Source organism: Terribacillus jepli (assembly GCF_047228925.1).
Classification (GTDB): Bacteria; Bacillota; Bacilli; order Bacillales; family Amphibacillaceae; genus Terribacillus.
On the sequence record NZ_JBFEGH010000002.1, the window covers coordinates 113,891 to 132,588 of the forward strand.

Here is an 18,698-nt window from a genome sequence, read left to right on the forward strand (position 1 = left end):
CGCTTTTTCATTGATTGTTGAATTTTTGCTGAATATCCTGCGTAATGGCAGTAACCTCCTGCATACTTGCTGCATTCTGTTCCGCCACGGAAACAATGCTATTGATACTATCTGTAACACCGCGTGTGTTATCGAGCACATCATACATTGCTGCAGAAATCGCTTCGATTTGACTGCTTGTGATTCCAATCTCTTTTTGCAGCTGCTCAAACGTGCTTTGAGTAGTCGTGATTTTATCCGAACCTGCAACTACGGCCTCCTTGCCTGCACCGAGAGCGTCGACTGCATCCTTCGATTCTGTCTGGATGCTTTGAAACACACCTGTTATATCTGTCACAGCAACGCGGACCTGGTCGGAAAGTTTGCGCACTTCATCAGCAACTACAGCAAATCCTCGCCCTTGATCGCCTGCCCGTGCAGCTTCGATGGCAGCATTCAGCGCCAATAAATTCGTCTGCTCGGCAATATCCTTGATTGCCTTCAGCAAAGAACTGATTTGCTCTGTCTTGCCATTCAAACCTCTTACTTTTTCATAGGAGAATGTGATCTTACTGGTTATTGTCTCCATATGATTTACGGAATCGTCCATATGAGAAGCGCCTTCTTTTGTCAAAGCATCCATTTCGGCTGCAATCTGTTTCGCTTCTTCTCCTTTCAATGCAACCATCATGACATTTTCTGCGAACTTCTGCATCGTCGCAGCCAGTTCTGCTGATGACTGGGATTGATTCTCCGATCCAACCGTCACTTCTTCCAATGCTATGACAATTTGCCTCAGCGCTTCACCTGTCTGTTCCAGTTCAGTGGTCCCCTCTTCTATCATTGGTTCAACATCAGGCTCGATTGTTGCTGCTGGTTCCTGAAAAATAGGCTCTTCCATAATCTGTTCGGCCGTCTCCTCCAGTTTTTCCTGTTTATATACAAAAATAAAGGCAAAGCTTCCCCCTGCCAAGACGAGACCAATGATAACATTGATCCACCATTCCAGAAAGAAAACCCTTTCATTTTGCAGGATAAGTAAACATGCATAAAGGTATCCCACACTCAGCATCGTGACTACATGTCGTTTCTTCATCATTGTTTCCCCCTTCCCCTCTCTTCTTTTCTATCGGCTAATTTGTTACAATCATGAATCTTTTTCTACAATTTCTGCCTCTTTAAGTCTTTTCTCAGTATGGATGCTATACTACTTGCTGACTAAAGGAGGTACCTTCACATGCAGGGACTTATGGAAGAAGCAATCCAGTTCATCCGGGAAAGCTACCAGGAGCTTGGAAAATCAGAAATGGAAACAAATCAGCGTCTGTCGGAAATCAAACATGACATAACTCAAAATGCAATATACACGCATACAACCGAAGAACTGGAGCATGGAGCCAAAATGGCATGGCGAAATTCAAATCGCTGCATCGGGCGCTTGTTCTGGAATGGATTAGAAGTGATAGATGCCCGCGATTCCATCAACGCAGAAGAAATAGTGCAAAAGCTGTTTGATCATATTGAAAAAGCAACGAATGACGGAAAAGTAAAACCATTGATCACGATTTTCTCACCGAACGAAAATATCCGGATCTGGAATCATCAGTTGCTTCGATACGCTGGATATGAGACAGAGCACGGCATCATTGGAGATCCTGCATCCATCCGTTTTACAGAAATGTGCCATACCCTTGGCTGGAAGGGCAAAGGGACAGCCTTTGATATCCTGCCGCTCATTGTACAAATCGGTGATGAGCAGCTCATACTTAAGGAAATACCAGCAGAAATTGTGAAAGAAGTACGTATCGAGCACGAGGAATATCCTGCATTTTCTGATCTTGGCCTGCGTTGGTACGCGGTTCCGATCATTTCGGACATGAAATTGGAGATTGGCGGCATCATTTATCAGGCAGCTCCATTCAATGGATGGTATATGGGCACGGAAATCGGCGCCCGGAACCTTGCCGATGAGAATCGTTATGACATGCTGCCGAAAGTGGCGGAGTCAATCGGGCTTGATCGAAGCAAGGCATCTACTTTATGGAAGGATCGAGCTTTGGTCGAACTGAATATTGCCGTGCTTCAATCTTTTCATAAAGCAGGCATTACAATTGTCGATCACCATACCGCAGCTAAGCAGTTTGCCCATTTCGAGAAGCAAGAGCAAAAAGCAGGACGTGATGTAACAGGTATGTGGAGCTGGCTCATTCCCCCAATGTCACCAGCGACGACCCACATTTTTCACCAGCCTTATCAGAATAAGATTCTAAAGCCGAATTACTTCCATCAAGAAAATGCCTACTGAAAAAAGCGCAAATGCATGTGCATCTGCGCTTTTTGGTTCTTACTTATTTCAATGCATCGGAGACTTCTTTTACTTTCTCCAATTCAGACTCCAGTCCGCCGCCAGATAGGTACCAGTAATCTGGGCTTAGATACGTGATGTGGTTTTCCTTGGCTGCATTCGTGCCATTTACCAACTCATTATCCAATACTTTTTCCGCCGAAGATGTACCGTTGCCTACAACAGCTCCGCGGTCAACTACGAACAAGTAATCAGGATTCTTTTCTGAAATGTATTCAAAGCCAATGGATTGACCGTGTGTGGAAGCTTCGATTGTTTCATCGACTGCAGGCACACCATAGACATCATGGATCACACCGAAACGGGAAGCTTTTCCATAAGCACTTACACTGCCGTCATTCACAAGTGTGATCAATGCTTTTTGGTCCATGCCTTCTGCTTTCGTTTTCAGTTCGGCAATTGCATCATCAATTTCACTTAATGCTTCTTCAGCTTCTGTTTCTTTACCTACGATTTTGGCAATTGTTTCGGTATTCTTTTTGAATGAATTCATATAATCCGTCGTGTCAACGCCGACATAAATTGTTGGTGCAAGCTCACTAAGCTGGTCATAATAATCGCTTTGTCGGCCGGAAATGAAGATGACATCCGGCTGCATTTCAGCGATTTTCTCCAAATCAGGCTCTTTCAGGCCGCCGACATTTTCATAATCGCCACTGCTGTATTTGGAAAGATAATCAGGAAGATTCTCTTGTGGGACACCAGCTACATCAACACCTAGCTTATCCAATGTGTCCAATGCTCCCATATCGAATGTAACGATCTTCTCTGGATTCTTGGTCACTTCCGTTTCACCTAGTTCATGCTTGATTGTAAGCTTTTCTTCTTCTTTATCTGCACCGCTTGCGTTATCGGAATTGCTTCCGCATGCTGCAAGCAGAAGTATGAATAATAGACCTGTCATCAACAAAGTTAGTTTTTTCATTTTATCCCTCTCCTTTTTCTATCTGATGGATGAATTGCTGGCCAAGAAAGGCATTATGCTTCATAACGGCACCACCCCTTTAACCTGTAAGCTGATTAAAAGTAAACACAAATCCGATTACAGCTTATATTATGGACGTCGATATCCAGATCATATATTGATTTCAGCACATCGGACTGGATGATATCTTCCGTTGGACCTTCTGCAACAATCTGGCCATCCTTCATCGCCACAATCCGGTCTGAATAAACAGAAGCGAAATTGATGTCATGGATGACGAGCAGGATCGTCTTCCCAAAATCCTCCACCAGCTTACGAAGCAGCTTCATCATTTGAACGGCATGCTTCATATCGAGATTATTCAGCGGTTCATCAAGCAGGATATATTCTGTATCCTGCGCCAGCACCATGGCGATGAATGCTCGCTGTTTTTGTCCCCCGCTCAGTTCGTTCAAGTATTTATCTTCCAATTCCTCCAGATTTACATAGGCAATGGCTTCACTAACCTTCTGCTCATCTTCGGCAGTGAGACGTCCGCTCGAATACGGGAATCGGCCAAAGCTGACTAACTCGCGCACTGTCAGTCTCATCTGGACGACATTGGACTGACGCAGAATTGCTATCGTCTTCGCCAAATCCTTACTTTTTTGTTTATGGACATCCTTACCGTCAAGATATACAATCCCATCATCTTGTTTCAGCAGTCGGCTTACCATGGAAAGCAAGGTACTTTTCCCTGCACCATTCGGACCGATGAAGGAAGTGATCGCACCGCGCTTCACCTCGACGGAAACATCCTGAATGACTTTCTTGGACCCAAAAAACTTGGAAAGCTTTTCTGCTACGATCATATCTTCTTACTCTCCTTTACTAATAAATAAATGAAGTAAATACCGCCAACAAAATTGATGATGACACTGATCGGTGTAGAGAAAGAGAAAATCCTCTCGACTATCAGCTGGCCGCCCAGCAGTGCGATGACACTGAGCAAGCTGGCTGCAATCAGTAAATACGTATGACGGAACGTTTGCAGGAACTCTCGTGCCAGATTGGCCGTCAATAGTCCCAAGAATGTGATGGGTCCAACCAATGCAGTCGATACGGCAACCAGTACGGCAATCACCAGGAACATCCGTTTGACGATTTTTTCGTAAGGGACTCCAAGGTTGACTGCATGATCACGCCCGATTGACATGACATCGAAATAATGACGGTATCGGAATATGTAAATACATAAGGCAACGATGATCACTGCCGAGACAAACAGGAGATTCGTATTTACATTTGTGAAGCTTGCGAACATACTATCCTGGATCAGCAGAAATTCATTCGGGTCGATAATCATTTGCATGAAAGATGAAAGACTGCTGAAAAATGTCCCCAGCACCAACCCGACAAGCAACAGCAGGAACAAATTATTCTCCCCTCTGCGGAACAGCAGCTGATATAATCCGAAAGCGAAGCCGACCATCAGCAGGATGGTGACAAAGAAATAGGCATCACTTTGGAGGATGGCGAATGTTCCTGAACCAAATAGGAAAACGACAATGGTCTGAATGAACATATACACACTATCGAGACCCATGATGCTTGGAGTCAAAATCCGATTTTGTGTGATCGTCTGGAAGACAACAGTCGATACACCAATTGATACCGCACATAAGAACATGGCTAAGATTTTTTCCAGCCGTGTACGCAGCAAATACTCCATCGCTTGCAAGTTCATATGGATGAACAAGTACAAACCAGCCAACCCAATGGCGATCAAAATGAGCAAAATAATTTTTCTTTTAAGCATAGGCCTTCCTCCTCAGCAGCATATAAAGGAAGATACCTGTTCCAATGACACCTACCATCAGACCGACAGAAATTTCATATGGGTAGATGATCAACCGCCCTGCTATATCACATACAAGCAGGAATAATGCACCGAGAACTGCTGTGTGCCAAATGCTGTTTTTCAAATTATCACCGCGATATATGCTGACAATGTTCGGGACAATCAAACCGAGAAACGGGATGACACCGACGGTCAGGATGACTACAGCGGTAATGATCGCAACAATGATCAAACCGACGTTCACAACATATTTATATGGAAGGCCGAGATTCGTAGCGAAGTCTTCTCCCATGCCAGCGACTGTGAACATGTTGGCAAATAAAAAGGCGACGATCAACAGCGGAACACTTATATAAAGAAGTTCGTAACGTCCTTCCATGATTAAGGAAAAGTCACCCTGCAGCCATGAGGACATGTTTTGGACCAAGTCGAATTTCAGTGCGAAAAATGTCGCAATGGAACTGACTACATTTCCTAACATAATTCCGACCAGCGGGATGAATATCGTATCTTTCTGCTTCAATCTTTGGAGGATACCCATGAAGAGCAAAGTGCCAAACAAAGCAAAGGCAGCAGCGATGCACATCTTCCATATCGGGCTAGCATCGGTAAAGAACAACAAGGAAACCAGAATCCCCAATCTAGCCCAATCCATCGTTCCTGCAGTTGTCGGTGATACAAATTTATTCTGGGTGAGCTGCTGCATGATCAGTCCGCATATGCTAAGACTTGTACCGGCCATGACAATACTCAGCATCCGGGGCAGCCGGCTGATTAGCACAATATTCCAAGCTTCCTCATCCATGTTCCACAAAGCAGAAAAAGATACGTTTTCCACTCCGACAAACAGGGAACAAACAGCTAGTAGAACAGTAATGATAAGCAAGTAAATCAACTTCATAAGCGTCAAACCTTTTCAGCAGCATCGATGATACTGATATTCATTATCAATTAGATTCTTATTAAGTATAGTAAATGGAAAAAGAGTCGTCAATAGAATCTTAGTATCTCTTTAAAAATATTGACAGTTCTGTTACAAGGCATTATGCCCTTAACAAATGAAGACACTAACAGCCATACTGCACAGCTCCCTGATATTATGACGCAGAGCCATACAAGGAAAATGCCCTTTCCATCATAGGGACATGAGATATACATAACTTCCCCTTCTATAGTGGATACTATTTTATATCTGCTTGGAAAGGAGGTTTATCATGACAAAACCAAATCCGGACAACCGCGCAGATAATGCCGAAAGGATTGAGGATACAATCCAGCATACGCTGCAGCGGGTACATCAGACTGAGGATTTCGTCAAAGCGAACAGTGAGCATTTAACAGATGAGGAAATCTCCTACTTACACGAAAAGAACGACCGACGCGCAGCAAGTGTGGACAGCCTGCGCCATGAATTGAAAGAAGAAGCCAATTATCAGCAGCAAAAAGATCAATAAGAAGGTCCGCCATGATGGCGGACCTTCTATTTAATGCATTTGATTCATAGGAGCCGTATCATAACTTTGCATCATAGCAGCCATATCACTTGGCTGTAATTGAGCTACCTGATAATAATGATGTTTGTTTTGATACAAGAAGATTTCATAGCTCATCTCGATCAAGTTCGGTACGGAATCAGCTACAATCCTTCTTAAAACCGGGTTTGTCAGTTCACAGGCACTTTGTGCACTCATGGAAGCAAGTCCTTTCACCTGTGAAAGCATATACGTGGAGACACATTCGTCTGTAACTTCGTTGACGGATGTGATTGGCTTTTTCGGCTTCGCCGGCTTTATTCCGTACACAACATCATTTCCTTGCTGCATGCTGTAGGAAGTAGTCGGCACTGTCGGATCCTGTCCAGTCTTGAAAGATTCAACCATTGTATTATACGTTTGCTTCAGGAAATCACCTTGGCGTTGTGCAATTGTCTTGAGCTCCGTATCTTGGATGAATTGTTCAAAAATTTTATATTGATCCATCACACTGATCATTCCAGTAAGAATTTCATGCGCATCAAAGATTTCATGACCACCATGGTTCTGTTTGCCATGCAATGTTGTCGGCTGATTTTGTGCAGTCTGCATTTGGTTTTCCAAAGTGATTACCCCCTATGAATGTCGTGCATTGTTAGTATGGCATACGCTGCGGGCAGATATGACCGGTTATTTATGCCTTTTCTTAACGCGGGCATCAGCGGCATCAGAACGGGCCTGCGCCTCCAAATCGTCAACATCTGCTTCCTCCTGGGAAAAAGCGATATCTTTTCCGTCCCCATCCAAATCAGTATATTTCATATAATAATCTTCCAGTGACTTGTCCTTGTCGTTCACGGGCTTTCCCTCCTTAACGGTGCTTCAGATTCTCTTCTGCCATCCGTATGAGTTCGCGGACCATGTTACCGCCGATACTGCCGCCTGTCTTTCCATTATCCCGGCTTGTTTTATTTCCTAAGTCCCCAGCCTGTTCTGTTTTATATGGCTGGTTGGCCTCCTGGATGATTTGATGCTTCAGCCGATCAAGACCTTCCCGGGCTTGGGGAATCAAAATACGGTTGCGCCTAGTCATCGGTAATGCCCAAGTGTATGTGCATCACCTGTATTGCCTTCATAGTCGGCCCGCACATGCTTTTTGTTCGGATCCTGCTCGTCCCGGTTGGCTGTAAGTCCTTCCTCCATGCCCGGCTGATACGTATCATCAATCCAGATTCCACCATCAACGCGATGCTTTTTCATGATGCTTCTCCTCCTTTCTGCATTAGTTTCTGTCTTTGGCGCCATAATATGAAAGGCACTTCTAGCCAAAAAAAAGACCCCTGTACAAGACAGGGATCAGTTGTTGATGATCAAGAAAATTACGATCACAATCGCCAAAGCGATACGATAGTAGGCGAAAGGAACGAGTTTGTATTTGGAAATGATTTTCAAGAACGTCCGGATAGCAATCAGTGCAAAGATAAACGCGCTGATGAATCCTACGATGAAGAATGGAATCACATCAGGTGTAAAAGCATGCAAGTGATTACGCAGCGAGACAAGGCTTGCTCCAGCCATGATAGGCACTGCCATGATGAAAGTGAAGTCTGATGCAACGCGGTGATTCAATCCAAGGATGACACCGCCGGAAATTGTTGCTCCTGAGCGGGAGAAACCAGGCCATAAAGAGATACACTGGAATAACCCGATCAGAAAAGCTTTTTTATACGTAAGACCATCCAATGAATCGATTGTTTCTGTCTTTTTGGATGATACTTTATCTGCAAAGATCATGAAAAATGCCCCAACGACCAATGCTACGATAACATACCATACGGAAAACAGATACTCATCAATCAGATCATCAAACAATAGTCCAAGGATCCCTGCCGGCAGCAAGCCAACAATAACGATTCCAAGGTTGAACTTATTTTGTTTTCCCGGCATCGCCTCTTCTTTTCCTTGCAGCTTGCGAATACCAAGTATCTGCATGAACTTGTCCCAAAATACAATGACAGAAGCCAAGATGGAACCAAGCTGAATGACGATGATGAACGTATTTGCCACTTCGTCGTTGAACAATTCATGTATTTTCAGCCACATATCATCAACGATGATCAAGTGACCAGTGGATGAAACAGGGGCAAACTCTGTCAATCCTTCGACCAGCCCCATGATCAAAGCCGAAAAGAACTCAATAATACTCATGCCTCTACTCCTCTAATTACTTTTTCTTTTTATTCCTTCTGATGAACCAGATGACGAACAGGACGAAAATAATCGCCAATACCACGATGACGACATCCTGGTAATAGCCCAGATATGTTTCCACCGTCGTCCAGGACTCACCGAGCCACAAACCAAGCAATACTAATACTGTATTCCAAATGAGTGTCCCTAATGTCGTAAAGATCAGGAACAGCGGGAAGTTCATATTTGACATCCCGGCTGGTATGGAAATCAAGCTGCGGATCACCGGTACGAATCGGCAAAGGAAAATGGTCCATACACCATACTTATCGAACCAAGCATCAGCTTTATGTATGTCTTCTTTTTTTATGCGCAATATATGTCCCCAGCGGTCCACGATTTTCTCCAGGCGCTCGACATCCAAAAGAAGCCCGATCCCGTAAAGGATAATAGCTCCGATGACTGCACCAATCGTCGCTGCGATAATGACACCGACTGCCGTTACACTAGCCGAAGTTGTTGTCAAAAAGCCGCCGAACAGCAGGATGATTTCCGACGGAATCGGTGGGAATACGTTCTCGCCAGCCATCAGCAATACGATTGCAAAATAACCGAATTGTTCCATAAACTGCGTTATCCAATTATCCATTTCACAACTCCAAACGTAAATTATTTACCAAATCATTATAGCATCCTATGCTCAAAAAAGTGGAATTTTTTACGGATTATTAACATTCTAGCAGACAGTGATCGAGAGGTTAATAGAAACAGAGACTTAGTTTTCACTGGGCTGCAGTCCTAGAGGCATTCTTATATAGATGAATGTGCATAGCAATAACCGACTGACGAGGCTTTAGTTGTAACAGATAGGTTGCCAAACTTTCAAGAACCCGTTATACAACCGCGAAAACATAGTGCTAATAACAGCTGTTCAATTAGTTAGCTTAATATTTAAACTCACATAAGATTTAAAAAAGCATTTTTATAAAAAGTTCCCCCTAATTGGAGAACTTTTTATAACGAAGATCATGAAAGCTAAGAATGAAATTATGACTACTTATAGCTGCAGAATTTATCGGCAGCTTTTCATTACAAAGAAAATCAGACTTACGGATTTAATTTATAGGTGTACATGAATTTTAAGGAGCTAATCCAATACCCAACCCATTGATAGGTCCATTGGTACTTAATTGAACAATAAATGAAGCCATCTGTTCCGGTGTATAAGGCTTATTGTTTGCTACCCACCAATATAGCATACTGCTGATGGCAGCACTCAGGAAGGTCAGTAGAATATCCCTGGGCAAAGGCAACGCTTGTTGACCGAAGAGTTCTCGAAAACGTTCTTGAAAGACATGTAGGATAGCCGATTCAAATCTATATTTTAAGTTTTCTACCTCATCTCGTTTAATTAGTAACTCATAAAATTCACTGTCTTCTTCAACAAGCTGAAACACATACTTTATTGTGTTTAAGAAGCAATCCTTATATAAAATACCCTCTGTAAGATGAGCAGCAGGTCGATATATGTTAAGTATCCTGTCCATACGTTTTTGAATTAACTTTTCCAAAAGATCGAACTTGTCAATGTAATGTAAGTAAAATGTAGCTCTATTAATCATCGCGCGGTCTGCAATTTGTTGGATGGTTATTTTACTAAAATCCTTTAATTTTAAAAGTTCAAGAAAACTGTTTTCTATTCCTAATAAGGTTTTCTTTACTCTCAGATCTGCTGCAGTCATTTAATATTCCCCCTGACTAGACATATTCTTAAATTTGTTGTTTTATTAACAGTTACTCTTTTTTGTGAATTGAACCTCTCTTCCTGCTATTCCATAATTATACATGAATCAAATGTGTTTTATACAACAACGGTTGAATGAGGAGGAGCGTTATGATCACTTTAAAGCAAGTAACGATAGGAAAAGGAAAGCATCCTATTCTAACTGATATAACCTGTACAGTTAAGCAAGGAGAATTAGTTGGCTTGATTGGGCCAAGTGGATCTGGGAAAACAACAATGTTCCGTGCACTTGCCGGCATTATAAAAGTTCAATCCGGTCAGATAAAGATAAAGGAAAAGTTACAACCAACGTTAGAAGTAAGCAAGTACATAGGTTATATGGCACAAAATGATGCCCTATACGGTGAATTAACAGCCGAAGAAAACTTACTTTACTTCGGATCTCTTCATAGGCTAAAAGGGGAGAAACTAAGGGAAAGGGTAGAACAGCTACTTATTTTCGTTGACTTAAATCATGTCAGAAAAAGGAAAATAGCTCTCTTCTCAGGTGGGATGAAACGTAGATTAAGTTTAGCCATTGCGCTTATACATGACCCGGATATTCTACTTTTAGATGAACCGACAGTTGGTATTGATCCAAAATTAAAAATAGAGTTTTGGCAGGAATTCCAACGTCTTAAGAAATCAGGCAAAACACTCTTGCTTTCCACACATTTGATGGACGAAGCCGAAGCCTGTGATCGATTATTATTTATGCGAAATGGAAGGCTATCTGACGCTGGTACTCCGGAGAAATTAATTCAACATTATGGCTCTGTTGATAATGCTTTCTTAAAGGAGGCACAAGCATGAGATCCTTCATGATTGCAAAGCGTATAGGAATGCAGCTATTAAGAGATAAACGTACACTGATGATGATGTTTGCAGCCCCAATGCTTGTACTGTTCTTATTATATAGTGCATTGAATGCAGGGAGTGCTGAGATACGAATCGGAACTGTAGGAGATGGACCTTTTAAAACCGAGGATTGGGAAAACTACAGTTCAAAGGCTACTGCCTTAGCTCAGATGAAGAAAGGAAACCTAGACGCATTTGTATTTCCAGAAGGAAATGCATATGAAATTTTTATTGAAGGTACGGAAAACGCGAAAAGAAACGCTGCATATCATATAATTACAGACAAACTCGAACAACAAAACGAAACCGACAATCAAAAAATACCTGTTCATACAAAATATATGTATGGTGGTGAAAATCTATCTGCATTTGAGGAAGTCGGTCCTGCGTTAATGGGATTCTTTATCTTTCTTTATGTCTTCATCACTTCCGGGGTGAGCTTTTTACGCGAACGTACATTTGGTACATTAGAGCGCAGCTTAGCAACCTCAATCAGAAGATCTTATATGTTGATTGGTTATTTTTTAGGCTACTTACCTTTTGTTGCTTGTCAAGCTTTCATCATCGAAGTGTTTGCTATTTATGTTTTAGATGTTCCGCTTGAAGGAGATTTGCTACTTTTGACCATTGTTTCCTTAATCATTGCGTGTATTGCTCTAGCGTTAGGATTGCTGTTATCCGTCTTTGCTAAAAATGAGTTTCAGCTTATTCAATTCATTCCAATTCTTTTGGTACCCCAAATTTTATTCAGTGGATTATTTGATTTAGCCGGCGGCGAGCAATGGATAAAAGCAGTAGCCAACATCATGCCCCTTTCTTTTGCCACCCATGCACTAAATGCAATTATGTTGCGTGGGGAAGATATAGACTGGATATGGAGTGATTTACTTATACTTTGTAGTTTCTTTGTACTATTTATTTTTGCTAACTCTATTATGCTTCGGAAAGAGCGACCATATTAAAGCAATTATACATAGTACAATAAATAGGTAATAAGGCAAAAGACTCTAACAATGCTTAAATTGAAGTAGCTTCGATACTTTAAAACAAAAACTGCAATAGCCTTACCTTTTAAAATAGTATATTTCCTACAATGTCACTGTGCTACTTCAAAACTCAACTTACGTTCATCTTTTTACTGTAGCAGCCGCCAAACAGATGCTTATTAATTTTAATCTTGCAGTTTGCTAGTAAGATTACCCCTTAGCTGATGTAGTCGAATAGTTCACGAAGAGAAAATGAGACTCCTATTAATCACAGACAAGGGTGCTTTTTTCTGTTCTGATTTCCATGCAATCGTGCTTTTATGATTTTGGCGGTTTCAGGATCGGGTAATGCGCCCGAATATGCTTTTAAAGTATTGCTCATTTATATACTACATCAGATCTAAAGATAACCAAAAGGCAGCTAAAACACAGGCGCCAGCCGGAGAGCCGCATTGTCGCAACTTTCACTTCATCTGTGATATAGTCTATAGGAAGAAAAATCATTATTGTGTATAGGGGGAATACGATGAAAATCGTGACTATCGAGCCTACCCCAAGTCCATACTCGATGAAGATCGTTGTGGATGATATGCTGCCGATGGGCAGCAGTTTCGATTATAAAAAAGAAACGATAACGACTGCCGATCCGGATTACATCCAAGCGCTATTCCAAATCGAAGGTGTCAAAGGGATTTATCGTGTTGCAGACTTCCTTGCTCTGGAACGAAGTCCAAAAGCAGCCTGGGAAACAATCCTCCCTTCAGTTCGCGCGGCCTTCGGGGAGAAAGATTCAGACGCTGCAGCAGAAGCAGGCAACGAGGAACCGCACTTTGGACAGGTAGATGTCCAGATTCAGACGATCTACGGCGTACCGATGCAAATCAAGCTTCTGTTTGAGGATCAAGAGAAGCGGATCGGACTTCCGGCTTTGTTTACCGAAGCAGCAATAGAAGCCGCTGGGGACGATAATATTGTTTTTGCCCGCAAATGGGAGGAACAGTATCCTCGTTACGGTGATCCGGAGCAAGTCGGTCAGGATATCTATGAGGAACTGCTGGCAAGCTACAGTCCCGAACGCCTGCAAGAACTTGTTACCCGCGCCAAGAATCCTCAAGCCCCGCTGCCTGAACGAAAGTCGCCGACTATGGCGGTCTGGGAAGAAGAGGATTGGCGTGTACGTTATCGGGCACTGGATGAATTAGAGCCGAGTATCGAGCATCTTGCCTTCCTTGATAAAGCATTACAAGATCCAAAGGCATCCATTCGCCGACTTGCCACTGCCTATCTTGGCATGATAGAAGATAAAGCTGTCCTGCCTTTACTCTATCGCGCCCTGCAGGATAAAGTCGTGACAGTCCGACGTACGGCTGGCGACTGCCTTTCCGATCTCGGATTCAAAGAGGCAACACCAGCCATGGAAGCGACACTTGCCGATTCGAATCGGATCGTCCGCTGGCGGGCCGCGATGTTCCTTTATGAACTCGGGGATAGTGAAAGCCTGCCTATCCTTGAAAAAGCAGCAAGGCAGGAAATGGAATTTGAAGTGAAGCTGCAGCTGAATATGGCCATCGAACGGATTGCCGGCGGTGAAGCAGCAAAAGGATCCGTCTGGAAACAAATGACGGAAGCAGCCAAACAAAAGGAGGAACAATAAATGAATGCATACGAAGAATACATGCGCGGTATCGTCCAGCCGATGAGGGACGAACTGACACAAGCAGGATTTGAGGAACTGACAGACTCAGAACAGGTAGAAAACTATGTAAAACAAACAAAAGGCAGTACCTTGGTCGTCGTCAATTCTGTTTGCGGCTGTGCAGCAGGGCTTGCACGTCCCGCCGTTAGGGAATCCCTGAAAAATGAGAAGAAACCAGAGCATCTTGTCACGGTATTTGCTGGACAGGACAAGGAAGCAACTGAAAAAATGCGTGAATACTTCACGGATCAGCCACCATCCTCCCCATCCGTCGCATTGATGCAAGATGGAGAATTGGTTCACTTCATTCCTCGTGAGCAAATTGAAGGCTACGATGTGGAAGAAATTGTGGAGAATTTGACAACTGCTTATAATAACCATCTGTAAGAGCTGCCTGTGCAGCTCTTTTTTCTTTGAAGTCATGCAGTAAAACATCTGCCCAGAGCATATTCCTTTAACAGCTACCAGTAGCAGGAAGTAGATATGCATATTCGATCCCTTTGCTTTCCTGTGCTGTGATTTTACCAATACGGATGGACTTTGCAAGTTCCGCATACCTGCTCCATTTCATCGGATGCCTTGCGAATTGCTGTTCATGCTTATCTATGTAACAAGCGAAGGTTAGTAATTAAGTTATCCAATCTCAGTTTCAATCCCTACTTGAGAAAAGACTGCAGCACCCAAATGAACCGAAGGCTTTACTGGGACAATTGAATATCGAAGTAAAATAGAAAATCACATCACGCATCCCTGTTACTTACATAAACTGATGGATGTTCCGCCATAACAAAAAGATACGCTCTTAATCGGTGCAATAGCCTCGTAGATGTAACAACTTCCAACAACTCAATGACAAGCACATGATATTGAGGGTGATCAGCTTATCCATTTTACGATACGGCGGAGATGAATTTATCATCCTTAACCTACGCTAAGCTGACATGAATCCTTGAGCCAGCTTGACGCGTGGGAATGAAGCCAAGTTAAACATATATCCCATTGCAGCGAGCTTCGGCATCCATGGTTTTGCACGCGGCACCACAAAGACAATCACCGAGATCAATGAACTTGCCGATTGGAAAATGTATAATGCGAAACAGCAGACAAAAGCAGCCTAACACCAATAATTGGACCTCTCTCCATATTGAAAACCCTTTCATATTTTGCTAGACTTAAAGTATCCGAGGAGGGGTGCCAATGTGGAAAACGAACTTGTTAATCAGCGGTAGTATTATAGGATGTGCATTAGTCACATGGGTAGCTTCTTTATAAAACATTTGAAAACGGTATCATTTCATTTATAAGGGTAAACTGGCTTTCCAGCTGGTTTGCCCTTTTTAATATCTTCGTAAATAAGTTTATAATTATTATAATTAAGTATTGATTTTTAATAAAAAGATGTTACTATATTGTTAGATTTACTAAACACTACATATTATGAGGTGATTTTCTTGGCAGATAAAAAATTGACTACAAGCTGGGGAGCTCCAGTTGGCGATAACCAGAATTCACAAACTGCTGGTTCACGTGGACCTACACTGATCCAGGATGTGCATTTAATTGAGAAACTAGCACACTTCAACCGCGAACGCGTCCCTGAACGTGTTGTACACGCTAAAGGTGCCGGTGCACATGGTTACTTCGAAGTCACCAATGATGTTTCCAAATATACAAAAGCAGCCTTCCTTTCAGAGGTTGGTAAAAAAACTGATATGTTCATCCGTTTCTCAACAGTAGCTGGTGAACTAGGTTCTGCTGATACAGTACGTGACCCTCGTGGTTTCGCTGTTAAATTTTATACAGAAGAAGGAAACTATGATCTAGTCGGTAACAATACACCGGTATTCTTCATCCGTGATGCGATCAAGTTCCCTGACTTCATCCATACACAAAAAAGACATCCGCAGACGCATTTGAAAAACCCTGATGCGGTATGGGATTTCTGGTCTCTTTCTCCGGAGAGCCTGCACCAGGTTACGATCCTTATGTCTGACCGCGGTATTCCGGCAACATTGCGCAATATGCACGGTTTCGGTTCCCATACATTCAAATGGGTGAACGAACAAGGCGAAGGCGTTTGGGTGAAATATCACTTCAAGACGCAGCAAGGTGTGAAAAACATGGATCCGGCAGTTGCTGCAAAAGTTGCTGGTGAACATCCTGATTACCATACAGAGGATCTGTTCAACGCAATCGAAAATGGCGATTTCCCTGAATGGAAGCTTTATGTTCAAATCATGCCGCTTGAAGATGCAAACACATACCGCTTCGATCCATTCGATGTAACAAAAGTATGGTCCCAAAAAGATTACCCGCTAATCGAAGTTGGCCGCATGGTATTGAACCGCAACCCAGAGAACTACTTCGCGGAAGTGGAACAAGCTACGTTCTCTCCAGGAACACTTGTACCTGGTATCGAAGTATCCCCTGATAAGATGCTTCAAGGACGTCTGTTCGCTTACCACGATGCTCACCGTTATCGTGTAGGTGCCAACCACCAAGCACTCCCGATCAACCGTGCACGCAACGAAGTGAACAACTATCAGCGTGATGGTCAAATGCGTTTCGATAATAATGGCGGAAGCGGCGTTTACTATGAGCCGAACAGCTTAAACGGACCAAAAGAAGACCCTGCAAGCAAGATGGCACCATTCGAAGTTTCCGGACAAGCTGACAGCGTTGCTTATGACGAAAACGACCACTACACACAACCAGGTGATCTTTACCGTCTAATGACTGCTGATGAAAAAACTCGCCTTGTACAGAACTTCGTTGATGCGATGAAACCTGTTACAAGAAAAGAGATTCTTGAACGCCAACTAGGTCATATCTATAAAGCTGATAAAGAATGGGGCCAACGCGTCGCTGACGGCCTGGGAATTGCACTTCCACAAGAAGTTTGATCCGAGATAAAACAAAGGATAGATGAACAATAATGTTCGTCTATCCTTTTTCTTTTACGTATTTATGCAATTCACCAAACAATTGATGAATTGGTTTCCCCCTCTATAGATGTAGGGGATGGCCAAGATCATATCCGCTACATATTAGATATAGATGTAGCAAAAAGAGACTATTGATTTTAGTCTCTTTTCTATGGGTAATTCTATTACTTTGTGTTCCTTTTCCAAGAATTTGTCCTAGCTATGACAGTCACGACCGATTTGACTGGTTTGTGTTCATTCATTTGTCTTGCCTCTTTTTGTTTTTATTTTGCTAATAGTGGCCATAACATTTATCGCTAGAATAATTGCTGACATTATGAGATAGAACAACGCTAACATTCTGCTGTCAGACCAGTGTGTATATACTTATTGAAAATGCAATGACCATAAAATAGGACCAACAAATAAACCCTACTGATACAGTATCGAATTTAAACACTATGTCATCTCCCACCGCTTGGAATATTGATCAAACCCATAAGAGACTTTACGTAACCCCATTTAACTTTGTTCCGCTCCCATACGAAGATCTATGTAATTCCCAAGTATTATTACTGCAAGTACTTAGAATTGTTACGGCTAATAGTAATTAATATAAGAGATATCTTCTTCATACTAGATCCTTTCGCAGCTAGTCTAAATTCTGATGGATTGTCACTTCATATAGCTTGCAATCAACTCATAGCATCTTTCTCTTGTAAGAGTAGCCTTCGTAGCCACTAGTTCTAATGTTTCCATACTACCGCCTTCATACTTTAGAGATGCTTCTTTTGCCTCATTGTCTCGTTCCACAATCCAAGTTCGTTGTTTTTCTTTTAACTCATTCATTTCATCTGTGGACAGCTGTTCATTAAGTACACCATATATTTCGTTTAGTTTAGCGTCCCATTTTTTGTATCTCTCATCTTCTTGATCGACCATATCTTTCGTTGTATATTTAGCCTCTGCATTTCTATCTGCTTCTTCCATTGCGTTCAGCTCTTTAAGATAATCATTTTTCCCTAAAGTATTTTCATTCTCTGTAGCAGCGGAAGCCTGAAATTCTTCATAAGTCCCGTCCTGATAAACGCTATAGTAACCCAAGTTACCAGTCTTCCCAGAAGCTCGTATAGATACATCTACTAGTTGTACTACATAATAAGAACCCTTCTGATTGTTCAAAAGCTTTCCGTCTGTACCAAAAGATATATCTTCATCTTTCCCCTCTTCCAACTGTTCCTTTAAGAATTTTACAGCCTGATCTCCGCTAGATATTGAAATGTTATCTTCAGCAGATGTTGAGGATTTATTTTCATCCTCGTTTTTATTCGATTCATTATTATCTGAACCTGTTTCTGTAAGAGCATTTGTTTTTTCTTTTACAGAAACATTGTTTGTTTCAGTATCAGCACTCTTTGTAGTCTTTTCATCTGATGAATCACAAGCAGCCAGTGCAAAAAAAGCTATAGCGGACATTGCCGTTAGAATCATTTTTTTGTTTTTCATTCTATTTCTCCCCCTCCACAAAATATCTTACCATAAAATTACCAGATTCCTTTCAAGAAAAGAAACTTCATAAAATATGGATGATAATTTATATTTTATCTATCCTTAATCAAGTGTGCTTAACATTAAAAAAGCAGAAACTTCCTCTAATGTTTAAAGTGACTAAACCTAAAC

Annotated in this window: 21 protein-coding genes; 8 read left to right on the plus strand and 13 right to left on the minus strand. The window is 42.2% G+C overall.

Annotation, left to right across the window (positions count from 1 at the left end; translation table 11 throughout):
- Positions 1–7: 7 nt before the first annotated feature.
- Entirely contained in the window at positions 8–1,078 is a 1,071-nt protein-coding gene (locus AB1K91_RS02965) for a methyl-accepting chemotaxis protein (protein ID WP_413088002.1), read from the minus strand.
- Between the two features lie 138 nt (positions 1,079–1,216).
- Between AB1K91_RS02965 and AB1K91_RS02970 the strand changes: the two genes are divergently transcribed.
- A complete protein-coding gene (locus AB1K91_RS02970) occupies positions 1,217–2,284 on the plus strand; it encodes a nitric oxide synthase oxygenase (protein ID WP_413088004.1) in 1,068 nt (355 codons plus the stop codon).
- A 43-nt stretch (positions 2,285–2,327) separates the two neighbouring features.
- Here the strand turns inward: AB1K91_RS02970 and AB1K91_RS02975 are convergent, their stop codons facing one another.
- From AB1K91_RS02975 to AB1K91_RS02990, 4 genes are all read right to left on the minus strand, one after another.
- Entirely contained in the window at positions 2,328–3,269 is a 942-nt protein-coding gene (locus AB1K91_RS02975) for a siderophore ABC transporter substrate-binding protein (RefSeq protein WP_413088006.1), read from the minus strand.
- 95 nt (positions 3,270–3,364) lie between these two features.
- The gene (locus AB1K91_RS02980; RefSeq protein ID WP_093725726.1) at positions 3,365–4,120 is read right to left on the minus strand and encodes an iron ABC transporter ATP-binding protein; all 756 of its coding nucleotides are present in this window, start codon (positions 4,118–4,120) and stop codon (positions 3,365–3,367) included.
- Positions 4,117–5,067, minus strand: a complete 951-nt coding sequence (locus AB1K91_RS02985) for an iron chelate uptake ABC transporter family permease subunit (protein ID WP_413088007.1) — start codon at positions 5,065–5,067, stop codon at positions 4,117–4,119. Before AB1K91_RS02985 ends, AB1K91_RS02980 begins: the two co-directional genes overlap by 4 nt.
- On the minus strand, positions 5,060–6,010 hold the full coding sequence (locus tag AB1K91_RS02990; protein WP_413088009.1) for an ABC transporter permease: 951 nt from the start codon (positions 6,008–6,010) through the stop codon (positions 5,060–5,062). Before AB1K91_RS02990 ends, AB1K91_RS02985 begins: the two co-directional genes overlap by 8 nt.
- A gap of 313 nt (positions 6,011–6,323) precedes the next feature.
- Here AB1K91_RS02990 and tlp point away from each other — a divergent pair, with 313 nt between their 5' ends.
- Complete coding sequence (tlp, locus tag AB1K91_RS02995; protein WP_413088010.1) at positions 6,324–6,563, plus strand: small acid-soluble spore protein Tlp; 240 nt, start codon at positions 6,324–6,326, stop codon at positions 6,561–6,563.
- Between the two features lie 30 nt (positions 6,564–6,593).
- On the opposite strand, the gene AB1K91_RS03000 is transcribed toward tlp, so the two are convergent.
- The 7 genes from AB1K91_RS03000 to AB1K91_RS03030 form a co-directional block, all read right to left on the minus strand.
- Positions 6,594–7,205, minus strand: a complete 612-nt coding sequence (locus AB1K91_RS03000) for a spore coat protein (protein WP_413088012.1) — start codon at positions 7,203–7,205, stop codon at positions 6,594–6,596.
- Between the two features lie 66 nt (positions 7,206–7,271).
- Positions 7,272–7,403, minus strand: coding sequence for a YfhD family protein (locus AB1K91_RS03005; protein ID WP_413088372.1), 132 nt, complete (start codon positions 7,401–7,403; stop codon positions 7,272–7,274).
- Between the two features lie 49 nt (positions 7,404–7,452).
- Entirely contained in the window at positions 7,453–7,674 is a 222-nt protein-coding gene (locus tag AB1K91_RS03010) for an alpha/beta-type small acid-soluble spore protein (protein WP_413088014.1), read from the minus strand.
- Positions 7,671–7,841: a hypothetical protein gene (locus tag AB1K91_RS03015; RefSeq protein ID WP_413088016.1), complete on the minus strand. Its 171-nt coding sequence runs from the start codon at positions 7,839–7,841 to the stop codon at positions 7,671–7,673. The genes AB1K91_RS03010 and AB1K91_RS03015 overlap by 4 nt, the downstream gene beginning before the upstream one ends.
- 96 nt (positions 7,842–7,937) lie before the next feature.
- Positions 7,938–8,789, minus strand: a complete 852-nt coding sequence (locus AB1K91_RS03020; RefSeq protein WP_413088017.1) for an undecaprenyl-diphosphate phosphatase — start codon at positions 8,787–8,789, stop codon at positions 7,938–7,940.
- Between the two features lie 16 nt (positions 8,790–8,805).
- On the minus strand, positions 8,806–9,420 hold the full coding sequence (locus tag AB1K91_RS03025) for a DedA family protein (RefSeq protein ID WP_413088019.1): 615 nt from the start codon (positions 9,418–9,420) through the stop codon (positions 8,806–8,808).
- A 490-nt stretch (positions 9,421–9,910) separates the two neighbouring features.
- Entirely contained in the window at positions 9,911–10,513 is a 603-nt protein-coding gene (locus AB1K91_RS03030) for a TetR/AcrR family transcriptional regulator (protein ID WP_413088021.1), read from the minus strand.
- Between the two features lie 152 nt (positions 10,514–10,665).
- Here AB1K91_RS03030 and AB1K91_RS03035 point away from each other — a divergent pair, with 152 nt between their 5' ends.
- From AB1K91_RS03035 to katA, 6 genes are all read left to right on the plus strand, one after another.
- Positions 10,666–11,367 (plus strand): ABC transporter ATP-binding protein, encoded by a 702-nt coding sequence (locus tag AB1K91_RS03035; protein WP_413088022.1) that lies wholly within the window; start codon positions 10,666–10,668, stop codon positions 11,365–11,367.
- A complete protein-coding gene (locus AB1K91_RS03040; protein WP_413088024.1) occupies positions 11,364–12,374 on the plus strand; it encodes an ABC transporter permease in 1,011 nt (336 codons plus the stop codon). Before AB1K91_RS03035 ends, AB1K91_RS03040 begins: the two co-directional genes overlap by 4 nt.
- A 550-nt stretch (positions 12,375–12,924) precedes the next feature.
- A complete protein-coding gene (locus AB1K91_RS03045; protein ID WP_413088025.1) occupies positions 12,925–14,052 on the plus strand; it encodes a conserved virulence factor C family protein in 1,128 nt (375 codons plus the stop codon).
- Positions 14,053–14,481 (plus strand): BrxA/BrxB family bacilliredoxin, encoded by a 429-nt coding sequence (locus AB1K91_RS03050; protein ID WP_413088026.1) that lies wholly within the window; start codon positions 14,053–14,055, stop codon positions 14,479–14,481. It abuts the gene before it with no gap.
- A gap of 572 nt (positions 14,482–15,053) precedes the next feature.
- Positions 15,054–15,212 carry a hypothetical protein gene (locus AB1K91_RS03055; protein WP_413088028.1) on the plus strand — a complete coding sequence of 53 codons (159 nt, stop codon included), beginning with the start codon at positions 15,054–15,056 and terminating at the stop codon, positions 15,210–15,212.
- A gap of 333 nt (positions 15,213–15,545) precedes the next feature.
- Positions 15,546–16,997 carry a catalase KatA gene (gene katA, locus AB1K91_RS03060; protein ID WP_413088029.1) on the plus strand — a complete coding sequence of 484 codons (1,452 nt, stop codon included), beginning with the start codon at positions 15,546–15,548 and terminating at the stop codon, positions 16,995–16,997.
- Between the two features lie 696 nt (positions 16,998–17,693).
- Here katA and AB1K91_RS03065 read toward each other — a convergent pair.
- On the minus strand, positions 17,694–18,524 hold the full coding sequence (locus AB1K91_RS03065) for a lysozyme inhibitor LprI family protein (RefSeq protein WP_413088030.1): 831 nt from the start codon (positions 18,522–18,524) through the stop codon (positions 17,694–17,696).
- Between the last annotated feature and the right edge of the window lie 174 nt (positions 18,525–18,698).

Bases quoted from the DNA above. Each gene is read 5' to 3' on its own strand.
- AB1K91_RS02965 (WP_413088002.1), bottom strand. From the start codon at position 1,078: ATGATGAAGAAACGACATGTAGTCACGATGCTGAGTGTGGGATACCTT.
- AB1K91_RS02970 (WP_413088004.1), top strand. From the start codon at position 1,217: ATGCAGGGACTTATGGAAGAAGCAATCCAGTTCATCCGGGAAAGCTAC.
- AB1K91_RS02975 (WP_413088006.1), bottom strand. From the start codon at position 3,269: ATGAAAAAACTAACTTTGTTGATGACAGGTCTATTATTCATACTTCTG.
- AB1K91_RS02980 (WP_093725726.1), bottom strand. From the start codon at position 4,120: ATGATCGTAGCAGAAAAGCTTTCCAAGTTTTTTGGGTCCAAGAAAGTC.
- AB1K91_RS02985 (WP_413088007.1), bottom strand. From the start codon at position 5,067: ATGCTTAAAAGAAAAATTATTTTGCTCATTTTGATCGCCATTGGGTTG.
- AB1K91_RS02990 (WP_413088009.1), bottom strand. From the start codon at position 6,010: ATGAAGTTGATTTACTTGCTTATCATTACTGTTCTACTAGCTGTTTGT.
- tlp (WP_413088010.1), top strand. From the start codon at position 6,324: ATGACAAAACCAAATCCGGACAACCGCGCAGATAATGCCGAAAGGATT.
- AB1K91_RS03005 (WP_413088372.1), bottom strand. From the start codon at position 7,403: ATGAAATATACTGATTTGGATGGGGACGGAAAAGATATCGCTTTTTCC.
- AB1K91_RS03010 (WP_413088014.1), bottom strand. From the start codon at position 7,674: ATGACTAGGCGCAACCGTATTTTGATTCCCCAAGCCCGGGAAGGTCTT.
- AB1K91_RS03015 (WP_413088016.1), bottom strand. From the start codon at position 7,841: ATGAAAAAGCATCGCGTTGATGGTGGAATCTGGATTGATGATACGTAT.
- AB1K91_RS03020 (WP_413088017.1), bottom strand. From the start codon at position 8,789: ATGAGTATTATTGAGTTCTTTTCGGCTTTGATCATGGGGCTGGTCGAA.
- AB1K91_RS03025 (WP_413088019.1), bottom strand. From the start codon at position 9,420: ATGGATAATTGGATAACGCAGTTTATGGAACAATTCGGTTATTTTGCA.
- AB1K91_RS03030 (WP_413088021.1), bottom strand. From the start codon at position 10,513: ATGACTGCAGCAGATCTGAGAGTAAAGAAAACCTTATTAGGAATAGAA.
- AB1K91_RS03035 (WP_413088022.1), top strand. From the start codon at position 10,666: ATGATCACTTTAAAGCAAGTAACGATAGGAAAAGGAAAGCATCCTATT.
- AB1K91_RS03040 (WP_413088024.1), top strand. From the start codon at position 11,364: ATGAGATCCTTCATGATTGCAAAGCGTATAGGAATGCAGCTATTAAGA.
- AB1K91_RS03045 (WP_413088025.1), top strand. From the start codon at position 12,925: ATGAAAATCGTGACTATCGAGCCTACCCCAAGTCCATACTCGATGAAG.
- AB1K91_RS03050 (WP_413088026.1), top strand. From the start codon at position 14,053: ATGAATGCATACGAAGAATACATGCGCGGTATCGTCCAGCCGATGAGG.
- AB1K91_RS03065 (WP_413088030.1), bottom strand. From the start codon at position 18,524: ATGAAAAACAAAAAAATGATTCTAACGGCAATGTCCGCTATAGCTTTT.